The organism is Alkalihalophilus marmarensis DSM 21297, assembly GCF_000474275.2.
Classification (GTDB): domain Bacteria; phylum Bacillota; class Bacilli; order Bacillales; family Bacillaceae_D; genus Alkalihalophilus; species Alkalihalophilus marmarensis.
The window spans coordinates 1-26,484 of sequence record NZ_ATAE01000051.1; the positions used below are offsets into that span (position 1 = coordinate 1).

Below are 26,484 nucleotides of genomic sequence, written 5' to 3' on the forward strand. Positions count from 1 at the left end.
AAATTCGACCAACCACTCTCAGAAAACAAAAGGACTTTTTCAGTGGCCTCGCCTAGAGCAGGGCTGAGATCCCACAGGGCCAATGCCCGAGGAAGCTCAGCAGCTCACCGCGGAAAGCGAAGTATCGTTCAGAAGCGAAGACTATGCTATAACCCATGTTTGAAGCACTTTATGTTAGGTAACTTTTGAGAGAAAACTAAATTATCCGCTAGGTTATTACATAATGTAATAACCTAACGGATGAACTATTCAGGAGCGGTTATAACCACTGCATCTTATTCGTATCTATTGTTCATTAAACATTAAAGCGGAAATGTACTACGTCTCCGTCTTGTACTACATACTCTTTTCCTTCTAGACGAACTTTTCCGCGCTCTTTGGCTACAGCCATTGAACCGGCATCGACTAGATCATCATAAGATACAACCTCTGCACGGATAAATCCACGTTCAAAGTCTGTGTGGATGATTCCTGCTGCTTGAGGTGCTTTTGTTCCTTTGCGGTATGTCCATGCACGTACTTCTTGGACACCTGCAGTAAAATACGTTTCAAGGCCAAGCAAGTTATACGCTGCACGAATTAACTGATCTAGACCTGATTCTTCAATGCCTAGCTCTTCAAGGAACATTTGCTTTTCATCGCCCTCAAGCTCAGCAATTTCTGACTCAACTTTTGCACAAACTACGATCACTTCACTGTTTTCACCAGCTGCAAATTCCTTTACTTGCTTCACGTAATCATTATCTTCAGGAGAAAGAAGATCTTCTTCACTAACGTTAGCCACATATAGTACCGGCTTACTTGTCAGAAGGTGAAGCTGCTTAACGATCTTCTCCTGTTCTTCTGTAAATTCAATGCTTCTTGCTGGCTTTTCTTCTTCAAATGCATCACGAAGAAGCTCTAATACTTCAAGCTCAGCAACTGCTTCTTTATCCTTTGTTTTAGCTAACTTTGCCACACGGCCGATTCGCTTTTCAACTGATTCAAAATCAGCTAAGATCAGCTCTAAGTTAATCACTTGAATATCATTAAGCGGATTTACGCTGCCTGATACGTGAGTAATATTGTCATCAGCAAAGCAACGAACAACATGAGAAATAGCGTCAACTTGGCGGATATGAGATAAGAACTTGTTTCCGAGTCCTTCCCCTTTACTAGCTCCTTCTACGATCCCTGCAATATCTGTAAATTCAAATGCAGTAGGTACGGTCTTTTTTGGATCTACAAGGTCTGTTAACGTTTGTAATCTATGATCAGGCACTTCTACAATCCCTACATTCGGGTCAATTGTACAGAATGGGTAGTTTGCAGATTCTGCGCCTGCTTGTGTAATTGCATTAAAAAGTGTTGATTTTCCTACGTTTGGTAATCCAACAATCCCAGTTGTTAATGCCATAACGGCTCACTTCCTTTATTTATCAAATTCACATAGTTATCAAATTTACACCCTATGTGATCATACTCTCTTAATATCCCTACCAATTATAGATACAGACCCACAAAAAAACAAGGTAATGATCATGAATCACTACCTTGTTCTGAGAATTATTTATGAATTTGGCGCCTTCTCTAAAATCCGTTTCAATTTTTTTGTAAACTCTTTTCTTGGAAGCATGACACTATGCTGACACCCTAAGCATTTAATTCTAACATCCATTCCCATGCGTATGATCTTCCAGCGATTCTCTCCGCACGGATGCTGCTTCTTCATTTCTACGACATCCCCGAGTGCAAATTCTTTATCTGTCATCCTAGGCCCTCCTATCCAAGCTATCCATTTTGTTGCTTAGTATTATACACCAAAACGACATTAGACGGGACAAGTAAACCAAACTAGAAAGCAACTATTTCACACTGGCTGAATGGTTTAGAATCGGATAAAGCAAGATGCTTGCAAACACATATAGATTCAACACGCCATACAGCGGATACAAAATTGCAATTAAAGTTGAAAAACCAAATGTTGTAAGAGGCGCCATTAATGAAATGAGGAATAAGGCAATCAGCCACGCCTTTCCCTTTATATAGCCTCGTAAGCGAGAGATGAGACCGAAAACCCCTGCTGCTGCTGTCGTATAAATAGCCATCCACAATAAGCCTGACATCACAATGACCATAAAATAAGGATAGTGCTTTAAAATAGCAAATAGAGGAATCTCGTAAAGCATAATATCACCAGCTACTTGAAGCAGTGATTCATTGTATAAAAAGGAAATCCCTCCAAGAATAAGACCGCTCCCTAAACTCGCCACCCAAATCTCACCCTTATGACGAATTTCTCCTCCAACGGCTGCAAGAACGGCTACAAGAGGTAGAATATTTAAAGATGTAAAGGTTAACGCCGCCGGCCAATTATGCTGCTCATCTAATCGAAAAGAGATCGGAAACCCTTTTAACGTTTGAAAAGCAACCAATACACCAAGTAAGCAGACGATTAATACAGGAATGATGACTGCATTCATTGAGGTCATTCCTTTTGTATCCCATACAAAAAGCAGCACGACACAGCCTCCGATAAAAACAATTCCTAACCAATATGGAAGATGAAGCACCTCAAGAGTAGCCCCGCCCCCAGCAAGCATAATTACCGTTGTGGAGAAAAGATAAAGTACGATCATAAAATCATATAATTTAGTAAGTCGTTTCCCCATAAGTACATGCAAGATTGGTAAATAATGTTTAGACCGTTTTTGATAGCTGATCCCCATAATAATCGCTGTACAAATCGTAAATAAGAGTGCAAATAAAAAGATGGCTAGTCCGCTTTCGGCCCCAAAAAATTCCCATAATTCGCGACCAGAAGCATACCCAGCCCCAATCATCGTACCTATAATTAAAAACATCCATTTAAACCCGCCTGACCACATCCCGCACCCTCCTCTCCTTCATTGCGTGAAACCTATGAATGACCTCCATAAAGGTATCTTTCTAAATTTTCACAATCTATTTTCACAACTATACGTATAGAAAGGAAAAAATATCCGTATACTGCTACTACTATGGCAAAGGAGCCGATGTTATGAGTACAAACCATCGCCTTTTCGGAAAAAGTTTGACCCCTATTCGAGTACACATGGATGAAGATGATGCCAAATCAACACTCGTACACAATCTCTTCACTCATACAAATGAGCTCACCCGCCGCGAACTTGTTATTGTTTGTATCGGAACAGACCGCTCAACTGGAGATTCATTAGGTCCATTAATTGGTACTAAATTATCGGAGAGAAAGCTGCAGCGTTTTCATGTGTATGGAACACTTGAGAAGCCAGTTCATGCCGTCAACCTAGCTGACCGCATGAAGGAAATCGAACAATCGCATTACCGGCCTTACATTTTAGCCATTGATGCTTGCTTAGGGCGAGTGAACAGTATTGGAAAAATCTCACTTGCCAATGGCCCTGTTCAGCCAGGGGCTGCCGTTAACAAACAATTGCCGGCTGTTGGTGATATCCATATCACCGGAATCGTCAACATCGGCGGGATGATGGAGTATTTTGTTTTGCAGAACACTAGATTGTTTACCGTTATGAAAATGGCTGACACGATTTCTGATGTCATTTACTCTGTAGATCAACAGCTGCCGCACCGAACAAAGCCAACGTCTTTACTTGAAAATTTAAAGCCTAATATTTTTCTCAAAACAAAAAAAGAGACACCTTTTTAAACGGAGCTTCCGTCTAAAGGTGTCTCTTTTTGATCTCCTATTATCTTCTATTAAATTAAATAAATGCCCGTAACTAATAATGCAACCACAAGGATACTTGGCAGTAAATTAGCCACTCTTATCTGCAAAACCCCTAAAATATTCAACCCGATAGCAACAATCATCACTCCGCCTGTAGCTGTCATTTCTACAATAAACATATCCATCAGCTCACTAGGAACATAAGCATTAATTTGAGTTGCTAAAATTGCTATCCCGCCTTGATACAGCACGACAGGTATGGCTGAGAAAATAACTCCTATACCTAAGGTGGAAGTGAAGATAATGGCTGAAAATCCATCAAGCATTGCTTTTGTATAAAGAACCGAATGATCTCCGCGAAGTCCACTGTCAAGTGCACCGAGTACAGCCATCGCCCCTACTACATAAATAAGAGTTGTCGTGACAAACGCCTTTGCTACCGACCCCTCTTCTTTTGAGCCGAGCTTCCTTTCGATAAAAGCACCCACCTGATTTAATCGCTTTTCTAAATCTAATTTCTCACCAATTAATCCGCCAATGACTAAACTTCCGATAACGACTAAAAACTGTTCGCTCTTAAGTCCCATGTCGATCCCTAACACGACAACTGCCAAAGCGATTGCTTGCATGACAGTCGTTTTCACTCGCTCTGGTATCCCTCTCACTAACAATCCAATACAAGCTGCCACTATGATGGCAAGTCCATTTACAAGCGTCCCCGTCAACACCATCTCTACACTCTCTCCTACTCTTCTCTAAAATGCTTGCTCTATCTCTATTAATGCCTCTACTAATTGTTTGACTTCTTCTTCTGTGTTATAGGGGCCAAAACTTACACGAACGAGCCCTGTATCAACGGTTTCAAGTGTATGGTGAGTCATTGGTGCACAATGAAGGCCTGCTCGTACGGCCATTCCATAATGCTCATCTAAAATAAATGCCAGCTCATGACTTTCCACCTCTTTTAACCGGAAGGAACAAACGGCTAATCGTTGATGTAAATGAGCTGGGCCAAAAACTTCTGCTGTTTCTAGCTTCCTAAGCCCTTCTAAGAACAGCGCTAAAAGGTTTTGCTCGTGTTGATAGACCTCATCAATTCCTCGCTTTTTAACATCTTTTAAAGCGGCGAGTAATCCTGCAATCCCCGGCGTATTCAATGTCCCTGCCTCATAACGGTCAGGCCACTCAGAGGGCTGAGTACTGCTCTCTGAGTAACTCCCAGTGCCTCCGTGCACAAGGGGCTCAAGCTGATAATCATGCTTAGAAATGAGGACCCCTGTCCCTTGTGGTCCTAATAAACTTTTGTGGCCTGCAAACGCCAACAGGTCAATTCCGTCTCTCTCCATATCAATGGACAAGGTTCCTGCTGTTTGAGAGGCATCGACAATAAGGATGGCACCTACTTCTTCGGCAATCTCCTTCACCTCTTTTAAAGGAACAACAGCGCCCGTCACATTAGAAGCATGTGAAACAATAATTGCTTTCGTATGTTCTTCTGCAGCCTCTCTCATCTCATCGATGGAAATAATGCCATTTTCATCAGGCTGGATATACGTAACAGAAATACCACTTAGCTTAGCTGCCTGATGCAGGGGCCTTAAGACAGAATTATGTTCAAAGGCTGTGGTCACAATATGGTCCCCGTCTTTAAACGGAAACCCGCTGATCGCCTGATTCAATGCCATCGTTGCGTTTTGATAAAACCAAACATGCTTCCCGTTAGGCGCATTAAAAAAGGCAGCTAGTTCGTTTCTTGCTTCCTGAATCACTCGGCCTGCTCTTTCAGCGAGCTGATGACCGCCCCTTCCAGGATTAGCCGCATATTCATTTACCGCTTCTATCATCGCTTCACCTACAGCTTTTGGCTTAGGGTGAGACGATGCGGCGTGATCAAAATAAATCATAAAGACTCTCCTTTTTACTTAATCCTGATACCTGCTAGAAAAAGAAGCCATCATAATTGATGACTTCTCCATTTATTCATGTTCTTACTTCTTTTAGTACTTATGATTTCTCAGATTTCAGCAAAGCTAAAATTCTTTCTAAATCATCTTCTGAAAAATAATCAATCTCAATTTTACCTTTGTTTTTACCAGGCTTAATCGACACCGATGTACCAAATCGAGAACGCAGCGTATCCTGATATTCTTTTAGCTGCGGAGTAAGTTGAATTTTCTTACGAGACGTTTCACGTGAAACACGGTCATTCATCTTGTTAACTAACTCTTCAACCTCGCGGACACTTAAACTCTCATTGATGATCGTTTCAACTAGTACTGCAAGTTTTTGTTTGTCTTTCACACCAAGCAGAGCTCTTCCATGCCCCATAGATAACGTACCCTCTGAGATAAATTCCTGCACCGGCTTAGGCAGCTGCAGCAACCGGATATGGTTCGCTATATGCGGACGGCTCATCCCAAGACGGGAGGCTAGCTGCTCTTGTGTGTAGCCAAGATGCTCCATCAACTTTTCGTAAGCCATTGCTTCCTCAATCGGATTCAGATCTTCGCGTTGTAGATTTTCAATTAAAGCAAGCTCCATCATCTTTTGTTCATCTAATTCACGTACAACAACAGGAACCGCTTTAAGACCGGCTTTTTGAGCCGCTCTGAATCTTCTTTCTCCTACCACAATTTCATAGCCTTTAATGCTTTTCCTTGCAATAATTGGCTGTAATATTCCATGACTTTGAATAGATTCGGCCAGCTCGTCAATCGCTTTTTCTGAAAAAAGCTTTCGTGGTTGATATGGATTCGGTCTTATTTCATTGATAGCAATTTCTTGGACTGAATCTTGAGCTGATTCATTATGTTCTGGAAAAAAGGCTTTTAAGCCCTTGCCTAATCCTTTAGCCACTAGACACCACTTCCTTTGCTAGATCTACATATACTTGTGCACCCCGAGATTTGGCATCATAAATAATAATCGGCTGGCCATGACTCGGCGCTTCCCCTAAACGCACATTACGAGGGATGATGGTATCAAATACTTTTTCACGAAAGTATTTTTTCACCTCTTCAATGACTTGAATACCGAGGTTCGTCCTAGCATCAAGCATTGTTAATAAAACCCCTTCAATAGCTAACTCTGTATTTAAATGCTTTTGTACAAGTCGTACAGTATTTAGAAGCTGACTTAATCCTTCGAGGGCATAGTACTCACATTGAACCGGAATCAATACACTGTCTGAAGCAGTCAAAGCATTAATCGTTAATAAACCTAGCGAGGGGGGACAATCAATAAAGATATAATCGTAATTCTTCGATACAGTCTGCAGCGCTCTTTTTAGACGAACTTCCCGTGAAATCGTCGGTACAAGCTCTATTTCAGCACCAGAAAGTTGAATGGTAGACGGCAGGACATCAAGGTTTTCTACCGATGTTTTTTTGATAACGCTGACCGCCTCAACATCCTCAACCAATATGTCATATACACATTCATCTACATCGCCTTTTTCAACGCCTACTCCACTTGTAGCATTTCCTTGAGGATCGATATCAACTAATAGAACTCTTTTTCCAATATAAGCTAAACAAGCACTCAAATTAACAGCCGTTGTCGTTTTTCCAACTCCGCCTTTTTGATTTGCTACAGCAATGACTTTGGCCATGCTGTCACCCACTTTCCGTTCACCTTACTGTTGTATGTGAAACAACTATTATCTTAATAAATCATGTATGTACACTATTATCATTAACTTACATGTTTGAATGAATTGTTTGTAATAATCGTTAAAAATTTGATAAGTTCCACTTCATTTTAACACAGTTCACATGAAAAAATTTAGAAAGTTGTGTGAGTTCAAAATTTCTTTTCTGCCTTATACGGTTTCTCTAAAAGTACCGTTTCATCTCTCGCTAGATATGTTTAATCAACCAATAATAAAAAAAATCTACCGATTGTCGATAGATTATTTTTTAGGTATACGAATCGTAAATTGATAGAATTCTTCATTCTCTTCTTCATCCGCATCCACCTGTAAACCGCTCTTTAAAACCATATCAACTGATTGTCGAATGGTATTCATAGCGATTCGCATATCTTTTGGATATGATTTCCGCGTTGCTTTTTTCTTAGGTTCAGGCTGCCCTTCAAGAAGCACCCGAACTCTTTCTTCCGTTTGTTTCACATTTAAATGCTTCTCGACAATTTCTTCAAGAAGCTGAACTTGTAATTCTTCATTTTTCAAAGCAAGCAAGGCTCTTGCATGTCGTTCTGATATATGACGTTCTAAAATAGCATGCTGGACTATCTCAGGCAGGTGAAGCAGACGTAATTTATTCGCGACAGTCGATTGACCTTTGCCTAATCTTTGCGCCAAGCTTTCCTGTGTTAGTCCATGAAGTTCAATTAATTTTGCATACGCAATAGCTTCTTCAATCGAAGTTAATCCTTCGCGCTGCAAGTTCTCGATCAAGGCAATTGATGCTGTTTGAGAATCGTTAAATTCCTTTACTAAAGCAGGGATCTTCTCCCAACCAAGCTTAGTCACAGCACGCCATCGTCTTTCCCCTGCAATTAACTCATACTTCCCATCGCGTTCACGTACAACAATTGGCTGAATGACACCATGGGTACGGATGGTCTGAGCGAGTTCTTCAATCCGTTCCTCATCAAATACCGTCCGCGGCTGAAAACGATTAGGAACAATATCTGCAATCGCAATTTGCTGTACTTCTTCATTCCCGCTCACTTCAACCTCTTCATGCTTATCACTAAAGCCAAATAGGCGTGAAAACGGTTGCTTCATCGCCTGACACCACCTTCTGATAATAACCGTCTTGCTATATTCGATAAAGACTGCCAATTTCCTTCTTTTTATTCCTAGTTCTTTTATATCCTGCTTTCTCCCATACCGTCAAGTAAAACCTTGTGGCAGACTTATAAAAGGAAGGTCATGTTTCACGTGAAACATGACCTATAAAGATCTACAACGGCTGCTTATTTGGAGTCCCGGGCTTTCTAGGATACTTTTTCTTTGTCGCTTTTTGCTTTTCAATAATCATAATATGACGTTCGCTCTCTTCAATTGGCAGCTTAAACGTATGATCATCTTTCACTTTAGCCCCGAGTTGAGTAAGCGCATTTTTAGCATCTGCAAGCTCTCCTTTTGCTCCAGCACCTTTCATGGCAATAAACTCCCCGCCAACTTTCACAAGAGGCACGCATAGCTCAGCTAACACAGACATTCTAGCTACTGCACGAGCAGTTACAATATCATATTGTTCACGGTGTGCTGGATTTTGTCCGAATGTTTCAGCACGATCGTGATAAAAGGCTACTCCATCTAACTCGAGTTCACTTGCTAAATGCTCTAAAAAACCGATACGTTTTTTAAGAGAATCGACAATGCTTACATGTATTTCTGGGTATAAGATTTTAAGCGGAATGCTTGGAAAACCAGCCCCTGCGCCAACATCAATAATCTTTTGTCCTGCTTCAAATGAATAGAAAAAACTTGCTGAAATTGAATCATAAAAATGCTTAATATATACATCTTCCTCGCTTGTTAAGGCAGTTAGATTCATTTTTTCATTCCACTCAACAAGAATGTTAAAATAACGCTCAAATTGTTGTAGCTGCTTTTCGCTCAAGTCAATTCCGCGTTCTTTTACTAATGATACAAATACATCTTTACTCATTTAATAGCCTCCAAGCCTTTACTTTACCTTTGCTAATCTCCCTTGTTCTAAATAAACAAGCAAAATAGAAATATCTGCTGGATTTACACCCGATACACGCGATGCTTGTCCGACTGATAATGGACGTACTTCACTCAATTTTTGTTTCGCTTCTGTAGCAAGCCCATTAATCGCATGGTAATCAAGATCTTCAGGAATCTTCTTGCTCTCCATTTTCTTAGAACGATCGACTTGTTGGAGCTGCTTTTCAATATACCCTTCATATTTCACTTGGATTTCTACTTGTTCGCCTACGTCATCACTAATTTCAGATTCAGGTGCCTCGATTAATTTAGACACATGTGCATACGTTAGTTCAGGACGTTTTAAGAGCATAGCAGCACTCACAGCTTCTTTTAAAGGAGTGGCTCCTGCTTCTTGAAGTACAGCAGCTACTTTATCAGACGGCTTAATAATAATCTTTTCAAGACGCTTTTTCTCAGCTGCAATCTCTGCTTTCTTCAATTCAAAACGGTTAAAGCGATCCTCACTGATCAGACCCATTTCATAGCCTTTTTCCGTTAAACGCAAGTCTGCATTGTCGTGACGAAGAAGTAAACGATACTCAGCACGAGAGGTTAAAAGGCGGTATGGTTCATTTGTTCCTTTGGTTACCAAGTCATCAATCAGCACACCGATATAAGCTTCGGAGCGGTCTAAAATAAGACCTTCTTCTCCTTTAGCTTTACGCGCTGCATTAATACCAGCCATAATACCTTGGCCCGCTGCTTCTTCATAACCTGATGTACCATTGATCTGCCCTGCAGTAAATAAACCAGGCACTTTCTTTGTTTCAAGAGTTGGCCATAATTGAGTAGGCACAATCGAATCATACTCAATCGCATAACCTGGTCTCATCATACGAACTTGTTCAAGTCCAGGAATAGATTTTAAGATTTTAAGTTGAACATCTTCAGGCAAGCTTGTTGATAACCCTTGTACATATACCTCTGTTGTATTACGGCCTTCAGGCTCCAAGAAGATTTGATGACGCGGCTTATCATTAAAACGAACGATCTTATCTTCAATAGATGGACAATAACGTGGACCTGTTCCTTCAATCATACCGGAATACATAGGTGAACGTGATAGGTTGTTGTTAATAATTTGATGCGTCTCTTCACCTGTGTAAGTTAACCAGCAAGGCAGCTGATCTGTAATATATTTCGTCGTTTCATATGAGAATGCACGAGGTGTATCATCCCCTGGCTGAATTTCTGTTTTATCATAATCAATGGTATTACCGTTTACACGCGGAGGTGTCCCTGTTTTAAAGCGAACCATATCAAAGCCTAGTTCTTGTAAGTGATAGGACAGCTGCACAGATGGCTGCATGTTATTCGGTCCGCTTTCATATGCCAGTTCCCCTAGAATAATTTTTCCACGCAAGTACGTTCCAGTTGTAATAACAACAGATTTACTGCGGTACTCTGCTCCTGTATTGGTAATAACCCCTCTGCACTCACCATCTTCAATAATAAGATGTTCAACCATCCCTTGACGAAGCAAAAGGTTCTCTTGTTCTTCAATCGTCTTTTTCATTTCATGCTGATAAAGAAATTTATCTGCTTGAGCACGCAGCGCACGTACGGCAGGACCTTTCCCTGTATTCAACATTCTCATTTGAATATGCGTTTTATCAATATTACGGCCCATCTCACCGCCTAATGCATCAATTTCACGCACAACAATCCCTTTTGCCGGACCTCCGACTGAAGGGTTGCACGGCATAAAGGCAACTGCATCTAAATTCAACGTTAACATTAACGTATTCGCACCCATTCGAGCCGATGCAAGGCCCGCTTCGACACCAGCATGTCCTGCACCAACGACGATAACATCGAATTCTCCACCGTTATAACTCATAATAAAACCTCCTTATTATTTATTTTCCTAAACAGAACTGTGAAAACAGCTGATCAATTAAGCTTTCATGTACACTATCACCAATAATTTCTCCTAAAAGCTCCCACGTTCTAGTAATATCAATCTGCACTAAGTCAATCGGCACACCCATGTCAATCGCTGACTTTGCATCTTGAATAGTGGATTTTGCCTGTTCTAATAATGCGATATGTCTTGAGTTTGATACATAGGTTGCATCACCACTCTCAAGATCTCCTTCAAAGAACAGTGAAGCAATTGCACTCTCAAGTTCATCGACTCCTTCATCTTTAATAAGAGAAGTAGTGACAACCGGACGGCCCTCTGCAAGCTCCCTTACACGGTTCAAGTCAATTCTCTGTTCAACATCTGTCTTATTCACAATGACAATAACATTTAAATGTTTGACTGCTTCAAACAACGCCTCGTCTTCACTAGACAATTCCTCGCCGTAATTTAGCACAAGCAAGATCAATTCCGCTTCTTTTAATACCTGTCTAGATCGTTCGACACCAATTCGTTCAACCATATCCTCTGTTTCACGAATTCCTGCCGTATCTACCAAACGCAGCGGGACTCCTCGTACATTGACGTATTCTTCAATCACATCTCGAGTTGTACCTGCAATATCTGTGACAATCGCCTTTTCTTCATGAACCAAGCTATTCAATAATGAAGATTTTCCTACGTTAGGACGTCCGACGATTACAGTAGACAGACCTTCCCTTAAAATCTTCCCTTGATTCGCCGTCCCGAGAAGCTTGTCAATTTCACGTTCGACGAAATTCGCTTTTTCTATTAATAAGTCATGTGTTACGACTTCTGCATCATATTCCGGGTAATCAATATTCACTTCCACTGAAGCAACCGTTTCTAGCAAGGCTTGGCGCAGGGTAGCAATTTTCTTCGACAAACGTCCTTCAACTTGGCCGAGTGCTACATTCATTGCCTTATCCGTTTTTGCTCGGATTAAGTCCATCACTCCTTCTGCTTGAGAAAGGTCAATTCGTCCATTTAAAAAGGCTCTCTTTGTAAATTCACCGGGTTCAGCTAATCTTGCACCATGCTTTAATGCGAGCTTCAGCACTTTATTTACAGATACCAGCCCACCATGACAATTAATTTCTACAACATCTTCCCTTGTAAATGTGCGAGGAGCACGCATAATTGAGACCATCGCTTCTTCAACTCTTGTCTCACCGTCCATAATATAGCCGTACACGATCGTATGAGAAGCAGCCTCAGAAAGCGGCTTTGCTCCTTTATAGATCTTATCGGCAATCGCAACCGCTTCATCACCGCTTAGACGAACAATCCCGATTGCCCCCTCGCCAAGAGCCGTAGAAATGGCAGCTATTGTATCAAATTCCATCATCCTTCACCTCACAGTCTTTCCTTTTCTTTCTATTGTTAACATCTATGATATGGTTACATACAACATTAAAAAAGTAACTCCTAAATGTTTAGAATAGCACACGCCTACTTGAAAAGCTATGTCATATGCTCTCGTTATTTTCAGAGAAAAAGGATGACTCAAAAAGAGCCATCCTGATTAATCCTTATTTCGCTCGGACAACAATATGACGATCCCGTCCTTGCCCTTTTGAATAGGTTTCAACACCTGAAACAGACTGCAGTGTTGAATGAATAATTTTTCGTTCCTTAGCACTCATTGGTTCAAGTGAAACAGGTTTATTTATTGCTTTTGCTTTTTCAGCCACGCGATGAGCAAGCTGCATTAGAGCTTCTTTGCGACGCTCTCTGTAATTTTCAGCATCAACTTCAACAGCTACAAATCCTGCCTCTTTATGGCGGTTAGCAACAAGATTGGTGAGGTAATCAAGCGCCTCAAGCGTTTGTCCCCTCTTTCCAATTAAACGGCCTGCTTCATTCGAACTTTTTATATCAAAGCGAACTTGTTTATCGCCTTGATCAATGTCCTCTTGAACAATCGTTGCAGGAACACCCATTAATGTAACGGTCGATTCGAGAAATGAATAAGCTTCCATGATCGGATCAGGCTTGATGTGAGCTTCAATTGTTGCGGGTCTTGATCCAAATCCAAGAAAACCTTTTTTCGGTTCAGAGACTACTTGATAAGAAAGACGTGCTTCCGTTGTTTCAAGTTCCAACAATGCTTTTTGAACAGCTTCTTCAATCGTATTACCTGATACAGTCACATGGGTCACTTTTTCTTCCCTCCTGCTGCAGCTTCTTCTGTTTTGTTCTTTCCAACATTTGGACCTGTAATGAAATACGTTTGAGTAATCATAACAAGGTTACCTACTACCCAGTAAAGCGTAAGAGCTGCCGGGAAGAACATCGCAAAGACAAAAATCATAACTGGCATTACATATAGAAGAATCTTCATCTGCGGATTGTCTGTGACCATCATCATCTTTTGTTGGATGAATGTTGTGATCCCTGCCACAATCGGCAAAACAAATGGATCTGGTGCACCAAGTTCGAACCATAAGAAAGAATAGTTGCCAATGACATCTGTACGCATAATCGCATGATAAAACGCAAGTAAAATCGGCATTTGTACAAATAACGGCAAACAGCCAGCTAACGGATTTACACCACGTTCTTGGAACATCGCCATCATTTCTTGCTGAAGTTTTTGCTGCGTTTTTTGATCCTTCGCACTATACTTCTCACGTAGTTTTTGCATTTCAGGCTGGATTGCCTGCATTGCTTTTGCACTCTTCGTCTGCTTAATCATAAGCGGAAGAATTAAAAGACGTAATAAAATGGTTACGACAATAATAGAAAGTCCGTAACTATTTAAGGCTTCTCCAAAATAAATAATGAGCCATGATAGAGGGTAAACAAAGTAAGAGTTCCAAAACCCTTCACTATCTCTTGTAATCGGCTGATCAATGTCAAAACACCCAGTCATAACAAAGAGCAGACCAATTATCATTGTTATTAGGCCAAACTTCTTGAGCACGAGCTCTCCTCCTTGTCCATCTTCGTTCTATTTATATGAACGCACGAATCAATCAGAACTCTACCTTAGGATGATAAGTACTTACTAATAGAAAGTTCTAATCATTTATGTGACGTATGATCAACTTTTTTTAAAAGGCGAGCTTTTTTCATCACATGCTTAAGACTTGATTCCACTTGGTGAAAATCCATCTCACTAACTGGATGTCTTGCAATAACGACAAAATCATAGCCGCCTGGAAGTACATCTTGGTATGTTTGGAACACCGTTCTTACATAACGTTTAATTCGATTACGCACAACAGCATTCCCTACCTTTTTGCTGACCGACAATCCAATTCGAAAACTAGCTTGCCCCTCTTTTTTTAAGGAATACAGAACAAATTGCCGATTGGCAACGGACTGCCCTTTTTTAAATACGGACGAGAAATCTTCATTTTTCTTGATCCGTTGCTCCTTTTTCATGTACGTACACCTCAAGCATCCAAGATATTATCTGAACTTAATCATTCAACATTCTACTCATAACTTCCTTCTTTTAAAAGTAGAAAAAGACCACTGACATTCAGTGGCCTATGCAGATAATACTTTTCTTCCTTTACGACGACGACGAGCTAATACATTACGGCCGTTTTTAGTACTCATACGCGTACGGAAACCGTGTACTTTTTTACGTTTACGATTATTCGGTTGGAAAGTTGGTTTTTTCATTTATTACACCTCCCTGAGGATACTCTTCTAAAGACATTCTTGTAAATTATAAGAAACATCGGGTGCAGTTGTCAAGGACAAGTTTTACACTCTCCTGCTTTCTCCACTTTAACGGCCCATTAACCGATCGCAGCCGCTCCCATTCTTCTCTCATTTCATTCCAAGATTTATTTCATCATCATTTATTCCACAGAAGCCTTTTTGAGATCGACCTAATTAAGACCGATCAAAACATCAGCTTCTTCGTATGTGATTTGGATACGTGCCTTTTTGGAAAAGTGCTCTTTATTTTTTCACCTCTACAACTATACACGATTCTTCTACACTTAGACAACCTTTCATGTGGATAACTGTTTTTCGACATCATTCGAACTATCCTCAAGTTTATCGACACCTTATTCACATATCTTGTGTTGTGGACAACTTCTGAACACAAGATCCTGTGCTATGTGGATAAATACAAGAAAGCGTTGCGGTACAACACTTTTTTTGCTATGATTAATATGTTTTCACTCGTGGATAGCTATTTATCCTATTTATTTTGTCCACAACCTGTGGGTAAACTTGTGGACAGGTTTTCACAAGGGCTTAATATCTTTTCCACAGGAATGAGCATTCTGTTAAAAAGTTATTTTCCTACTATATTATATCACCCTCCACATTCAGGGTGTGTATGGATATTTATTCACTCACTTTCACACGTTGTACAAATGTTTTACAACGGCTTTTTCTGATGAAGGAAAACAGATATTATTTATGATTCGGGTTTAAAAGGAGGGTACGTCGGTTGGAGAACATACACGATTTATGGGAACGGGCTTTAGCTGAGATGGAGAAGAAAGTAAGCAAGCCTAGTTATGAAACATGGCTGAAGTCTACAAAAGCAAATGATATTCAAAATGATGTCATCACCATTACAGCACCAAATGAATTTGCACGTGATTGGCTAGAGGAGCACTACGCCGGACTAACCTCCGATACTATAGAGCATCTAACTGGAGCACGGCTAACACCAAGATTTGTCATCCCTCAAAATGAACTTGAGGATGATTTTTTAATTGAACCGCCAAAAAAGAAAAAGCCGGTTGCAGACAACGGATCTACCAATAATGGTACAAAAACAATGTTAAATGACAAATATACATTTGATACATTTGTTATTGGTTCAGGCAACCGCTTCGCACACGCTGCATCACTTGCAGTAGCTGAAGCACCAGCAAAAGCATACAATCCTCTATTTATTTACGGGGGCGTTGGGTTAGGAAAAACGCACTTAATGCATGCGATTGGCCATTATGTAATGGATCATAATCCAAATGCGAAAGTTGTTTATTTATCATCTGAGAAATTTACAAATGAATTTATTAATTCCATTCGAGATAACAAAGCCGTCAATTTTCGCAATAAATACCGCAATGTAGACGTGCTGCTAATAGATGATATTCAGTTTTTAGCTGGAAAAGAACAAACTCAAGAAGAATTTTTCCATACATTTAACGCACTGCATGAAGAATCTAAGCAAATCGTCATTTCAAGTGACCGTCCGCCTAAAGAGATTCCAACACTTGAGGACAGGCTGCGTTCAAGATTTGAGTGGGGATTGATTACTGATATTACACCGCCGGATTTAGAGACGCGAATTGCAATCTTAAGGAAAAAAGCAAAAGCTGAAAACCTTGATATTCCTAATGAAGTCATGCTCTATATTGCAAATCAAATTGATACGAATATTAGAGAATTAGAAGGCGCACTTATTCGTGTAGTAGCTTATTCATCCCTTATTAACCAGGATATGAATGCAGACCTTGCAGCTGAAGCACTAAAAGATATCATTCCTAACTCTAAGCCAAAAGTGTTAACCATTACCGATATTCAAAAACTTGTTGGAGAGTTTTATCACGTTAAATTAGAAGATTTTAAGGCTAAAAAGAGAACGAAATCCGTAGCTTATCCAAGACAAATTGCTATGTACTTGTCTCGAGAGATGACTGATGCTTCTCTTCCTAAGATTGGGAGTGAGTTTGGAGGACGCGATCACACGACTGTCATTCATGCTCATGAAAAAATTTCTAAAATGCTCACAACAGATCAAGAGCTTCAGCAAAAAGTTCAAGAAATTATGGAGCAGCTTCGCTCTTAATAAATTTAAGTTCTGTGTACATTGTTAATAAACCGTGCAGGCCTATCAACACACTATCCACATGTTGATAGGCTATCTATTTCAGCTTTCTTGCAGGGTTATCCACAAATTCACACCCCCTATTACTATTATTACGATCTTTTTAAAATATAAATTAATTATTAAAGGAGCATTTAATCATGCAATTTACTATTCAACGAGATCGTTTTGTTCATGATGTTCAAAATGTAGCTAAAGCCGTTTCTTCACGTACCACAATTCCGATTTTAACTGGAATTAAGATTGTCGCTGATCACGAAGGAGTTACACTTACAGGAAGTGACTCTGATGTTTCAATTGAAACGTTTATCCCTAAAGAAGATGCAGAAAATGAAATTGTTACAATAGAACAAGAAGGCAGCATTGTTCTTCAAGCGCGTTTCTTTGCAGAAATCGTTAAGAAGCTTCCAGGTGAGACAATTGAATTGATCGTGCAAGATCAGTTTGCAACAACGATTCGTTCAGGTTCCTCTGTATTTAATTTAAACGGACTTGATCCTGAAGAATATCCACGTTTGCCTCAGCTTGAGGAGGATCTATTATTCCGATTGCCTCAAGATATGTTGAAAAATATGATCCGCCAAACAGTGTTTGCTGTGTCCACTCAGGAAACACGCCCGGTGTTGACAGGTGTAAACTTGGAAACGGAAGAAGGGGAATTAATCTGTACTGCTACAGACAGCCACCGTCTAGCGATGCGCAAAGCAACGATTGAACGAAATGATGAAGAGCTGACTTTTTCAAATGTGGTGATACCTGGAAAATCACTTAATGAACTTAGCAAAATTATTGAGGATTCAAATGAATTGATAGATGTCGTCGTTACAGAAAATCAAATTTTGTTTAAGCTTAAAAATCTCTTATTCTTCTCCCGTTTACTTGAAGGGAAATACCCTGTAACGAAAAATATGATTCCAGCTCAATCAAAGACTTCGTTTACGCTAAAAACAAAGCCTTTTCTGCAAACGCTAGAACGTGCGTTGCTTTTATCGCGAGAGGGAAAGAATAATGTAATTAACTTAAAGACTTTAGACGAAGGCTTAATTGAGATCACTTCTATTCAGCCAGAAGTAGGGAAAGTAACAGAGAATATTCAAAGTGAACAGATGCAAGGAGAGGATATGCGTATATCCTTCAACGGTAAAAATATCATTGATGCTCTTAAGGTCATTGACAGTGAAGAAATTAATATTGTGTTCACAGGAGCTATGAGCCCATTTGTCATTAGACCTACAGACCATGATCACTACCTGCATTTATTCTCACCTGTCCGTACGTACTAGTTCATAAGGGCAAGCGTTCTATAAGTGTTTATTTAAGTAGGACTTGGCTATCTGGCTTGTCTCTAGTACAATAGAGTAAAGACTAACTAAATGACGGAAAACAAAGAAGGCAGCATCTCACCATTGATTTGCTGTCTTAACTTTGATGGATAAAGATTGTCTGTTTCTTTGCAGAAAACTATATGTACAAAACAAATAGACGTGAGAACAGACGATTTTGTTTAAATCATTTTAGAAAGAGTGAGGATTCTTAATGGAGAAGCTTTCGATTTCAACAGAATATATCACCCTCGGACAAGTGTTAAAAGAAGTTGGTGCGATCGATACGGGTGGAATGGCGAAATGGTATCTAAGTGAGTATGAAGTATACGTTAACGGAGAACTTGAAAATCGCCGCGGAAAAAAACTCTTCAGTGGAGATCGTGTGAAACTGGCTGATGAGACGTCAATAGAAATCGTACATGAATAAGGAGCAGGCTGATGTTTATTAAGTCACTCCTTATTCGCCAATTCAGAAATTACGAACGGGTTGAACTTGAATTTGATGAAAGAATGAATGTGTTTATCGGTGAGAACGCGCAAGGGAAAACGAATGCGATAGAGGCCATCTATGTATTGGCGCTTGCTAAGTCACACCGGACCTCAAAAGACAAAGAGTTAATCCGCTGGAATGATGAGTTTGCTAAAGTACAAGGTCAAGTGCAGAAACAATCTGGACCAATTGAGCTTGACTTAGTGATTTCAACTAAAGGAAAAAAAGTTAAATTAAATGGGCTTGAGCAGCGGAAGTTAAGTGAATACGTAGGGGCCGTTAATGTCGTTATGTTTGCACCTGAGGATTTAAACTTGGTGAAAGGCAGTCCACAGCTGCGCAGACGGTTTATTGATATGGAACTTGGGCAGATCAGTCCGGTTTATCTTCATCACTTAGGACTCTACCAAAAAGTCTTGCAGCAACGAAATTTTTTGTTGAAGGATTTACAGATTGGCAAAGGCTCTAAGGATATGCTTGATATTCTTACGGATCAATTAATTGAGTTAGCTGTGCAAATTACGAAGCGGCGCTTTGTCTTTTTAGGTCAGCTGCAAAAGTGGGCTGAAGAAATCCATCGCGATATCAGCCGGGCTAAAGAGACGCTTAAAATTATATATAAACCCTCTTGTGATGTATTAGAAGAGATGGATATGCCGAAAATGAAAGAAGTATTCATAGAAACATATGAAAATAAGAAGCAAAGAGAAATTGCTCGGGGCGTAACATTATTTGGTCCCCACAGAGATGATCTTGGTTTTCTAGTAAATGAGCATGATGTTCAGACCTACGGTTCACAAGGCCAGCAAAGAACAACAGCTCTAAGTGTGAAACTCGCTGAGATTGAATTAATTCATGCGGAAGTAGGAGAGTACCCCATTCTTCTTCTTGATGATGTCCTCTCAGAATTAGACGATTACAGACAGACTCATTTACTGCATACAATAGGCCAGCGTGTACAGACATTTGTGACGACAACATCAATAACTGGCGTCCATCACGAAGCGCTTGATGGAGCTTCGATATTTAAAGTCGAGCAAGGAACCATTTCAAACGACGCATAAGGCGGTGGGTTATGTTTATTCATTTAGGTGGAGATGTCATTATTCGTTCAAAAGAGATCATTGCCATCCTAGATCGGGATGTAGGTGATATGTCAGTTATAACGAAGGATTACTTAAAGTCAGAAAAAGAGCGGAAAAAGTGTACAGTTATCTCGCAGGATTTTACAAAATCTATTGTTATAACGGATGATGTTGTTTATTTATCTCCTGTGTCGTCTCTGACTTTAAATAAAAGAGCCCAGGCTGTCTCAGAACTTGAGCTTCAATTAAGTACAGATGAAGACTAAGTACAGATGAAGATTAAATGCTGAAAATGATTGAATAAGACTGAGTGAAAAAGACGTACAAAGTGAAGTCTTTTTATAAATAGATGGAAGAACTTTGAGAATGAAGGTGAAAAAAAGTGACGAATGAACAACATTCTGAACAGCAATCGTACGATGAAAGTCAAATACAAGTCCTTGAAGGTTTAGAAGCGGTTAGAAAACGTCCTGGGATGTACATAGGTTCGACTAGCGGACGGGGCCTTCACCACTTAGTATGGGAGATCGTTGATAATAGTATTGACGAGGCAATGGCAGGGCATTGTGACACCATTCAAGTAACCATTGAAGAAGATAATAGTATTACAGTAGAGGATAATGGCCGTGGTATTCCAGTTGGGATCCATGAAAAAATGGGGCGCCCAGCAGTAGAAGTAATCATGACGGTTCTGCATGCCGGCGGTAAATTTGGCGGCGGCGGTTATAAAGTGTCAGGCGGTCTTCACGGTGTAGGGGCTTCTGTTGTAAATGCGTTATCTACAAAGCTTGAGGTTGAAGTACACAGAGAAAATCAAGTGTATTACCAAGAATATCACCGCGGAGTTCCCGCTGCAGATCTTGCTGTAATTGGTGAAACCGAAAAGCGTGGAACAATTATTCGCTTTAAACCCGATTCGGAAATTTTTACGGAAACGACTGAATATGAGTATGATATTTTAGCTACTCGTTTACGTGAACTTGCATTTTTAAACAAAGGCTTAACGATTACAATCACTGACAAGCGAGAAGAAAATAAATCGTCTACTTATTTTTATGAAGGCGGTATTGCTTCTTTTGTCGAGCACTTAAACCGTTCAAAAGAAGTTCTTCATGATGAGCCGATTCATATTGAAGCTGAAAAAGACGGCTTAAATGTAGAAGTGGCGGTTCAATACAATGATGGCTATGTGAGCAATATTTATTCCTTTGCAAATAACATTAGTACGCACGAAGGCGGGACACATGAGTCTGGTTTTAAAACAGGCTTAACGCGTGTCATTAATGATTATGCTAGAAAACATAATCTCTTTAAAGAAAATGATCCAAACTTAACAGGAGAAGATGTACGTGAAGGGTTAACTGCTATCATCTCTGTTAAAATTCCTGATCCTCAATTTGAAGGGCAGACAAAAACAAAGCTTGGGAACAGTGAAGCACGTACGGTTACAGATTCATTGTTCTCAGAAGCATTCTCCCGCTTTATGATCGAGCATCCTCAAGTTGGGAAGAAAATTGTTGAGAAAGGTTTAATGGCTTCTCGTGCTCGTGAAGCGGCTAAGAAAGCACGTGAACTAACGAGACGTAAAAGTGCGCTAGAAGTAAGTTCTCTGCCAGGTAAGTTAGCAGACTGTTCTTCAAAGGATGCAACAATTAGTGAGATTTATATTGTAGAGGGTGACTCTGCCGGCGGTTCAGCTAAGCAGGGCCGTGATCGTCATTTCCAAGCAATCCTCCCGCTAAGAGGAAAGATTATTAATGTGGAGAAAGCTAGACTTGATAAGATCCTCGCAAATAATGAGATCCGAGCGATTATTACGGCATTAGGCACTGGTATTGGCGATGATTTTGATATTGAAAAAGCTCGCTATCATAAAATTATCATTATGACAGATGCCGATGTCGATGGAGCGCATATTCGAACATTGATTTTAACGTTCTTTTATCGCTACATGAGACCTTTAATTGAAAAAGGATATATTTATATCGCACAGCCTCCTTTATACAAAGTAACTCAAGGCCGCGATCTTCAATATGCCTATAATGATAAAGAATTAGATCAAATTATGTCTCAATTTACAGAACGTAATAAAGTAGGTATTCAACGTTATAAGGGTCTAGGGGAAATGAATCCGACTCAGCTTTGGGAGACAACGATGGATCCTGAATATCGTACGGTCCTGCAAGTGACTTTAGAAGATGCAATGAAAGCTGATGAAATCTTTGAGATCTTAATGGGTGACCGTGTGGAACCGAGACGTGATTTCATTCATGAAAATGCACAATACGTGAAAAATCTTGATATTTAGGCGGATAGATGGAGGTTTGTTATTAAATGGCTGAACAAGACCAATCAAGAGTAAAAGAAATAAATATTAGCCAGGAAATGAAATCATCGTTTATGGACTATGCGATGAGTGTCATTGTCAGTCGTGCGCTTCCGGATGCGCGCGACGGGCTAAAGCCTGTTCACCGTAGAATTTTATATGCGATGAATGAGCTTGGTATGACGTCTGATAAAGCCTACAAAAAATCAGCCCGTATCGTAGGGGAAGTTATTGGTAAGTATCACCCACATGGTGACTCTGCCGTGTATGAAACGATGGTACGTATGGCTCAAGATTTTAGTTATCGTTACATGCTTGTTGATGGGCATGGTAACTTTGGATCAATCGATGGAGATGCCGCTGCTGCCATGCGTTATACGGAAGCGAAAATGTCCAAAATCTCTATGGAGCTCCTTAGAGATATAAACAAAGATACCATCGACTATCAGGATAACTATGATGGTTCTGAGCGTGAACCAATTGTAATGCCTGCTAGATTCCCTAACTTATTAGTCAACGGGGCTTCAGGGATTGCTGTTGGTATGGCGACTAATATCCCGCCTCATCAGTTAGGAGAAGTAATTGATGCAGTTCTTGCATTATCAAAGAACCCTGATATCAGTATTCCAGAACTAATGGAATATATTCCGGGTCCTGACTTCCCTACAGGAGCAGAAATTTTAGGGCGGTCTGGGATCAGAAAAGCGTATCAGACTGGTAGAGGGTCGATTACCTTAAGAGCTCAGACTGAAATTGAAGAGTATAAAGGGAAACCAAGAATCCTTGTATCTGAACTCCCTTATCAAGTGAACAAAGCCAAGCTGATTGAAAAAATTGCTGAGCTTGTTCGTGATAAGAAGATAGATGGCATTACTGATTTACGTGATGAGTCTGACCGTAACGGGATGCGTATTGTTATTGAATTAAGACGTGATGCGAATGCAAATGTCTTACTAAATAATTTATACAAACAAACGGCGCTTCAAACAAGCTTCGGTATCAACCTGCTTGCTTTAGTAGAAGGACAGCCGAAAGTCTTAACTCTCAAAGAGTGTCTAGAGCATTATTTGGGACATCAAGTACAAGTCATCCGTCGTCGTACGGCGTTTGAGTTAAGAAAAGCGGAAGCTCGTGCGCATATCCTTGAAGGGCTGCGTATTGCTCTTGATCATCTTGATGAAGTCATCAGCTTAATCCGCAGCTCACAAACTACTGAAATTGCTCGAAATGGTTTAATGGAGCAATTTTCACTAAGCTATGAGCAGGCTCAAGCAATTCTTGATATGCGTCTTCAGCGTTTAACAGGACTAGAGCGCGATAAGATTGAAAACGAGTATAAAGAATTAATTGCAAAAATTGCTGAATTGAAAGCAATCCTTGCAGATGGTGAAAAAGTGTTGGAGATTATTCGCGAAGAACTAATCGAATTAAAAGAGAAGTTTAATGATGAGCGTCGTACAGTGATCTCTATGAATGAAGATCATCTTGAGGATGAGGATTTAATTCCAAGACAAAATGTTGTCATTACACTTACTCATCATGGCTATATTAAACGGATGCCTATCTCGACTTACCGCAGCCAAAGGCGTGGAGGTAAAGGAATTCAGGGAATGGGAACGAATGATGATGACTTTATGCAGCATCTTTTCACAACTAATTCCCACCATACGATTCTCTTCTTTACGAATAAAGGGAAGGTATACCGTCTGAAAGGTTATGAAATTCCAGAGCTGGGTCGAACGGCAAAAGGAATTCCAATCATTAACCTCTTGCAAATTGAACAAGATGAGACGATTAGTACAGTCATTCCTATTGAAGAATTTGATGATAATTCTTATCTATTCTTCTTAACAAAGCACGGAATTGCCAAACGTACACAGTTGTCTTCTTTTGCTAATATCCGTCGCGGCGGCTTGTTTGCGATTACCTTGCGTGGGGATGATGAACTTCACGGTGTTCGTTTAACAGATGGTGGACAAGAAGTTATTATTGGTACAAAACACGGGATGGCTATCAGATTCCATGAAACAGACGTCCGTCTAATGGGCCGAACAGCAGGCGGGGTCAAAGGGATTTCCCTGTCAGACGAGGATCATGTTGTAGGAATGGATATTTTAGAAGAAAACCATCAAGTACTTATTGTGACCGAAAACGGGTACGGAAAACGAACACCTATTGAGGAATATCGTGTTCAAAACCGTGGCGGTAAAGGGATTAAAACATGTAATATCACCGAGAAGAATGGTTCACTCGTATCCTTAAAAGTGGTGTCTGATGAACATGATATTATGATTATTACGGCGAGCGGTATTATCATCCGTATGCATGTTGAAGGAATTTCAACGACTGGACGTAATACACAAGGAGTTACTTTAATTCGAGTGAATGAAAAAGAAGAAGTAGCAACTGTAGCTCGTGTTGATATTGAAGATGAAGAAATAGAAGAGATCGATGAAGTAGAAGGGAACGACGAAGGAGCTTCAGAAGAGGTTACTTCAGGAGAAAATACTTCAGAAGAAAATACTTCAGAAGAAAATACTTCAATAGAAGAGCAAGAAGAACCTTCTATGCCTGAAGCGGAAGAAGATCTCGATAAGGAAGAATAAGAACCATAAACATCTGGGAGTACACCACTCTCGGATGTTTTTTTGTTGAAATATAGATATGAGATAGGTCTTTTTATTTTTATTTGACATTTATTGATATATAAGTACCTTAATTTGTTAAATGCCGTATAATATAAGGATAAAAGAACTGGTCCTTATTAATTAGAAGGGGGAGAGTGTATGAAAGTGTTACCGACGCAGCTAGAGGAAGGGTGTATTTTATCTGAAGCTGTAATGGGACAAACAGATATACCGATTATTCCTAATAAAACCATTTTATCTTCTCAACATATATCCATGCTTCAAACATTTCTAATCTCTACGGTTGAAGTTGAATCAACCTTAGCAAATGGTGAGAAGTTTTATCCAATTGAGGCAGTCAAAGATTCACTAGAAGAATCGAAAGATCAATTAAATGTTGAATCGAAAAGAGATATAGAATTCATTAATTATTACCATGACACAGTTAAACACTATAAAAGGCTTTATTCTGAATGGCAGTCAGGTAAAAGGGTAGAGATTGTGGTAGTGAAAAAATGTTTAATTCCTTTTATTGAATATATGATCGATCACCCGAAGAATTTCTTAAACATGCATCAACTAAGTCAAAAAGATGGGTATATGTATCATCATGCCATAGCTGTTGCGTGTTTAGCTGCCTTTCTAGCAAAAAAACTTCACTACCCAAAGGCAGACTGGGTGCAAGCAGGGATCAGCGGGGCGTTAGCTGATATAGGAATGATGAGGATACCAAATCGCATCTTATCTAAAAAAGGCCCTTTGTCTTCATTAGAACTAAAAGAAGTACAAAAGCATCCTATATACAGCTATAACATGTTAAGCCAAATAAAAGGAATATCTAAGCCTGTATTATGGTCGGTTCTTCAACACCATGAGCGAATTGATCAGAGCGGTTATCCATTAGGAAGTAATGAAGCTAAACTACATCCTTTAAGTCAAGTAGTGGCAGTCGCAGATGTATTTCACGCGATGACATCTGAGCGTATCTATAGTAGTAAGCAATCACCGTATAAAGTGATTGAACATCTAGGTACTGAACAATTTGGTAAGTATGATCATAGAGTAGTACAAACATTAAAGAATAGTTATGAGCAGCTCTCTATCGGAATGAAGGTTCGTTTGCAAAATGGGGAGAAGGCTGAGATTGTCTTCTTTCCGAATCAACATACAAACAATCCTATGGTAAGGAGACTAGGAACAGATGAAGTATTCCAATTAAAAAGTGAGCATTTCTATGAAATTGAAGAGATGATGTAAGAAGATGAGAGTATTCTCGTCTTTTTTTATTTTATTTTTTAAAAAAAGGGTTGCATTTATTTTCGAAGCTGTGTTATATTATTAATTGTCGCTGAGACGCACCACAACAACAAATGAAAAACAACTTTTAAAAAAGATGTTGACGAAACGTTGATGTGATGGTATATTAGTTAAGTCGCCAACGAGCGGCGAACGAAAGAGTTCTTTGAAAACTGAACAAAAGCCAAGCGAAATAGAGATACATGATATCTCGTCAATTTTTAAAACAAGATGCTAGCG

24 protein-coding genes are annotated in these 26,484 nt (G+C 39.9%); 9 read left to right on the plus strand and 15 right to left on the minus strand.

Annotation, left to right across the window (positions count from 1 at the left end; all coding sequences use genetic code 11):
* Positions 1-295: 295 nt before the first annotated feature.
* From ychF to A33I_RS17375, 3 genes are all read right to left on the minus strand, one after another.
* Positions 296-1,396 carry a redox-regulated ATPase YchF gene (gene ychF / locus A33I_RS17365; RefSeq protein ID WP_022629601.1) on the minus strand — a complete coding sequence of 367 codons (1,101 nt, stop codon included), beginning with the start codon at positions 1,394-1,396 and terminating at the stop codon, positions 296-298.
* Between the two features lie 153 nt (positions 1,397-1,549).
* Positions 1,550-1,750, minus strand: a complete 201-nt coding sequence (locus A33I_RS17370) for a DUF951 domain-containing protein (protein ID WP_012960905.1) — start codon at positions 1,748-1,750, stop codon at positions 1,550-1,552.
* Positions 1,751-1,844: 94 nt separating this feature from the next.
* Positions 1,845-2,867, minus strand: a complete 1,023-nt coding sequence (locus A33I_RS17375; RefSeq protein WP_022629602.1) for a YkvI family membrane protein — start codon at positions 2,865-2,867, stop codon at positions 1,845-1,847.
* Between the two features lie 152 nt (positions 2,868-3,019).
* Here A33I_RS17375 and yyaC point away from each other — a divergent pair, with 152 nt between their 5' ends.
* On the plus strand, positions 3,020-3,667 hold the full coding sequence (yyaC, locus tag A33I_RS17380; protein WP_022629603.1) for a spore protease YyaC: 648 nt from the start codon (positions 3,020-3,022) through the stop codon (positions 3,665-3,667).
* Between the two features lie 50 nt (positions 3,668-3,717).
* On the opposite strand, the gene A33I_RS17385 is transcribed toward yyaC, so the two are convergent.
* From A33I_RS17385 to rpmH, 12 genes are all read right to left on the minus strand, one after another.
* Complete coding sequence (locus A33I_RS17385) at positions 3,718-4,419, minus strand: DUF554 domain-containing protein (protein ID WP_022629604.1); 702 nt, start codon at positions 4,417-4,419, stop codon at positions 3,718-3,720.
* Positions 4,420-4,443: 24 nt separating this feature from the next.
* The gene (locus A33I_RS17390) at positions 4,444-5,592 is read right to left on the minus strand and encodes an aminotransferase class V-fold PLP-dependent enzyme (RefSeq protein ID WP_022629605.1); all 1,149 of its coding nucleotides are present in this window, start codon (positions 5,590-5,592) and stop codon (positions 4,444-4,446) included.
* A 100-nt stretch (positions 5,593-5,692) separates the two neighbouring features.
* On the minus strand, positions 5,693-6,544 hold the full coding sequence (locus A33I_RS17395) for a ParB/RepB/Spo0J family partition protein (protein ID WP_022629606.1): 852 nt from the start codon (positions 6,542-6,544) through the stop codon (positions 5,693-5,695).
* Positions 6,537-7,298, minus strand: coding sequence for a ParA family protein (locus A33I_RS17400; RefSeq protein ID WP_012960911.1), 762 nt, complete (start codon positions 7,296-7,298; stop codon positions 6,537-6,539). The genes A33I_RS17395 and A33I_RS17400 overlap by 8 nt, the downstream gene beginning before the upstream one ends.
* Positions 7,299-7,598: 300 nt before the next feature.
* Complete coding sequence (gene noc, locus A33I_RS17405) at positions 7,599-8,438, minus strand: nucleoid occlusion protein (RefSeq protein WP_012960912.1); 840 nt, start codon at positions 8,436-8,438, stop codon at positions 7,599-7,601.
* A gap of 178 nt (positions 8,439-8,616) precedes the next feature.
* Complete coding sequence (gene rsmG / locus A33I_RS17410; RefSeq protein ID WP_022629608.1) at positions 8,617-9,330, minus strand: 16S rRNA (guanine(527)-N(7))-methyltransferase RsmG; 714 nt, start codon at positions 9,328-9,330, stop codon at positions 8,617-8,619.
* 18 nt (positions 9,331-9,348) lie between these two features.
* Positions 9,349-11,235 carry a tRNA uridine-5-carboxymethylaminomethyl(34) synthesis enzyme MnmG gene (mnmG, locus tag A33I_RS17415; protein ID WP_022629609.1) on the minus strand — a complete coding sequence of 629 codons (1,887 nt, stop codon included), beginning with the start codon at positions 11,233-11,235 and terminating at the stop codon, positions 9,349-9,351.
* A 19-nt stretch (positions 11,236-11,254) separates the two neighbouring features.
* Positions 11,255-12,625, minus strand: coding sequence for a tRNA uridine-5-carboxymethylaminomethyl(34) synthesis GTPase MnmE (gene mnmE / locus A33I_RS17420; protein ID WP_022629610.1), 1,371 nt, complete (start codon positions 12,623-12,625; stop codon positions 11,255-11,257).
* 187 nt (positions 12,626-12,812) lie between these two features.
* Positions 12,813-13,442 (minus strand): RNA-binding cell elongation regulator Jag/EloR, encoded by a 630-nt coding sequence (jag, locus tag A33I_RS17425; protein WP_022629611.1) that lies wholly within the window; start codon positions 13,440-13,442, stop codon positions 12,813-12,815.
* Complete coding sequence (gene spoIIIJ / locus A33I_RS17430) at positions 13,439-14,206, minus strand: YidC family membrane integrase SpoIIIJ (RefSeq protein WP_022629612.1); 768 nt, start codon at positions 14,204-14,206, stop codon at positions 13,439-13,441. Before spoIIIJ ends, jag begins: the two co-directional genes overlap by 4 nt.
* Positions 14,207-14,307: 101 nt before the next feature.
* The gene (gene rnpA / locus A33I_RS17435) at positions 14,308-14,670 is read right to left on the minus strand and encodes a ribonuclease P protein component (protein WP_022629613.1); all 363 of its coding nucleotides are present in this window, start codon (positions 14,668-14,670) and stop codon (positions 14,308-14,310) included.
* Positions 14,671-14,778: 108 nt separating this feature from the next.
* Positions 14,779-14,916: a 50S ribosomal protein L34 gene (gene rpmH, locus A33I_RS17440; RefSeq protein WP_012960919.1), complete on the minus strand. Its 138-nt coding sequence runs from the start codon at positions 14,914-14,916 to the stop codon at positions 14,779-14,781.
* A 787-nt stretch (positions 14,917-15,703) separates the two neighbouring features.
* Between rpmH and dnaA the strand changes: the two genes are divergently transcribed.
* The 8 genes from dnaA to A33I_RS17480 all read left to right on the plus strand — a co-directional run bounded on the left by dnaA (position 15,704) and on the right by A33I_RS17480 (position 26,205).
* The gene (gene dnaA, locus A33I_RS17445; RefSeq protein WP_022629614.1) at positions 15,704-17,056 is read left to right on the plus strand and encodes a chromosomal replication initiator protein DnaA; all 1,353 of its coding nucleotides are present in this window, start codon (positions 15,704-15,706) and stop codon (positions 17,054-17,056) included.
* Positions 17,057-17,235: 179 nt separating this feature from the next.
* Positions 17,236-18,378: a DNA polymerase III subunit beta gene (gene dnaN, locus A33I_RS17450; protein WP_022629615.1), complete on the plus strand. Its 1,143-nt coding sequence runs from the start codon at positions 17,236-17,238 to the stop codon at positions 18,376-18,378.
* Between the two features lie 253 nt (positions 18,379-18,631).
* Positions 18,632-18,847 (plus strand): S4 domain-containing protein YaaA, encoded by a 216-nt coding sequence (gene yaaA / locus A33I_RS17455; protein ID WP_012957020.1) that lies wholly within the window; start codon positions 18,632-18,634, stop codon positions 18,845-18,847.
* Positions 18,848-18,858: 11 nt separating this feature from the next.
* Positions 18,859-19,974 carry a DNA replication/repair protein RecF gene (recF, locus tag A33I_RS17460; protein WP_022629616.1) on the plus strand — a complete coding sequence of 372 codons (1,116 nt, stop codon included), beginning with the start codon at positions 18,859-18,861 and terminating at the stop codon, positions 19,972-19,974.
* Positions 19,975-19,985: 11 nt separating this feature from the next.
* The gene (gene remB / locus A33I_RS17465; RefSeq protein WP_022629617.1) at positions 19,986-20,261 is read left to right on the plus strand and encodes an extracellular matrix regulator RemB; all 276 of its coding nucleotides are present in this window, start codon (positions 19,986-19,988) and stop codon (positions 20,259-20,261) included.
* Positions 20,262-20,377: 116 nt separating this feature from the next.
* Positions 20,378-22,303: a DNA topoisomerase (ATP-hydrolyzing) subunit B gene (gyrB, locus tag A33I_RS17470; RefSeq protein WP_022629618.1), complete on the plus strand. Its 1,926-nt coding sequence runs from the start codon at positions 20,378-20,380 to the stop codon at positions 22,301-22,303.
* A gap of 26 nt (positions 22,304-22,329) precedes the next feature.
* Entirely contained in the window at positions 22,330-24,927 is a 2,598-nt protein-coding gene (gene gyrA / locus A33I_RS17475) for a DNA gyrase subunit A (RefSeq protein WP_022629619.1), read from the plus strand.
* Positions 24,928-25,107: 180 nt separating this feature from the next.
* Complete coding sequence (locus A33I_RS17480) at positions 25,108-26,205, plus strand: HD-GYP domain-containing protein (protein ID WP_022629620.1); 1,098 nt, start codon at positions 25,108-25,110, stop codon at positions 26,203-26,205.
* Positions 26,206-26,484: the final 279 nt, after the last annotated feature.

Bases quoted from the DNA above. Each gene is read 5' to 3' on its own strand.
- rpmH (WP_012960919.1), bottom strand. From the start codon at position 14,916: ATGAAAAAACCAACTTTCCAACCGAATAATCGTAAACGTAAAAAAGTA.
- yyaC (WP_022629603.1), top strand. From the start codon at position 3,020: ATGAGTACAAACCATCGCCTTTTCGGAAAAAGTTTGACCCCTATTCGA.
- A33I_RS17375 (WP_022629602.1), bottom strand. From the start codon at position 2,867: ATGTGGTCAGGCGGGTTTAAATGGATGTTTTTAATTATAGGTACGATG.
- noc (WP_012960912.1), bottom strand. From the start codon at position 8,438: ATGAAGCAACCGTTTTCACGCCTATTTGGCTTTAGTGATAAGCATGAA.
- rsmG (WP_022629608.1), bottom strand. From the start codon at position 9,330: ATGAGTAAAGATGTATTTGTATCATTAGTAAAAGAACGCGGAATTGAC.
- yaaA (WP_012957020.1), top strand. From the start codon at position 18,632: ATGGAGAAGCTTTCGATTTCAACAGAATATATCACCCTCGGACAAGTG.
- A33I_RS17390 (WP_022629605.1), bottom strand. From the start codon at position 5,592: ATGATTTATTTTGATCACGCCGCATCGTCTCACCCTAAGCCAAAAGCT.
- remB (WP_022629617.1), top strand. From the start codon at position 19,986: ATGTTTATTCATTTAGGTGGAGATGTCATTATTCGTTCAAAAGAGATC.
- A33I_RS17385 (WP_022629604.1), bottom strand. From the start codon at position 4,419: ATGGTGTTGACGGGGACGCTTGTAAATGGACTTGCCATCATAGTGGCA.
- rnpA (WP_022629613.1), bottom strand. From the start codon at position 14,670: ATGAAAAAGGAGCAACGGATCAAGAAAAATGAAGATTTCTCGTCCGTA.
- mnmG (WP_022629609.1), bottom strand. From the start codon at position 11,235: ATGAGTTATAACGGTGGAGAATTCGATGTTATCGTCGTTGGTGCAGGA.
- A33I_RS17370 (WP_012960905.1), bottom strand. From the start codon at position 1,750: ATGACAGATAAAGAATTTGCACTCGGGGATGTCGTAGAAATGAAGAAG.
- mnmE (WP_022629610.1), bottom strand. From the start codon at position 12,625: ATGGAATTTGATACAATAGCTGCCATTTCTACGGCTCTTGGCGAGGGG.
- ychF (WP_022629601.1), bottom strand. From the start codon at position 1,396: ATGGCATTAACAACTGGGATTGTTGGATTACCAAACGTAGGAAAATCA.
- A33I_RS17480 (WP_022629620.1), top strand. From the start codon at position 25,108: ATGAAAGTGTTACCGACGCAGCTAGAGGAAGGGTGTATTTTATCTGAA.
- dnaN (WP_022629615.1), top strand. From the start codon at position 17,236: ATGCAATTTACTATTCAACGAGATCGTTTTGTTCATGATGTTCAAAAT.
- gyrA (WP_022629619.1), top strand. From the start codon at position 22,330: ATGGCTGAACAAGACCAATCAAGAGTAAAAGAAATAAATATTAGCCAG.
- recF (WP_022629616.1), top strand. From the start codon at position 18,859: ATGTTTATTAAGTCACTCCTTATTCGCCAATTCAGAAATTACGAACGG.
- A33I_RS17400 (WP_012960911.1), bottom strand. From the start codon at position 7,298: ATGGCCAAAGTCATTGCTGTAGCAAATCAAAAAGGCGGAGTTGGAAAA.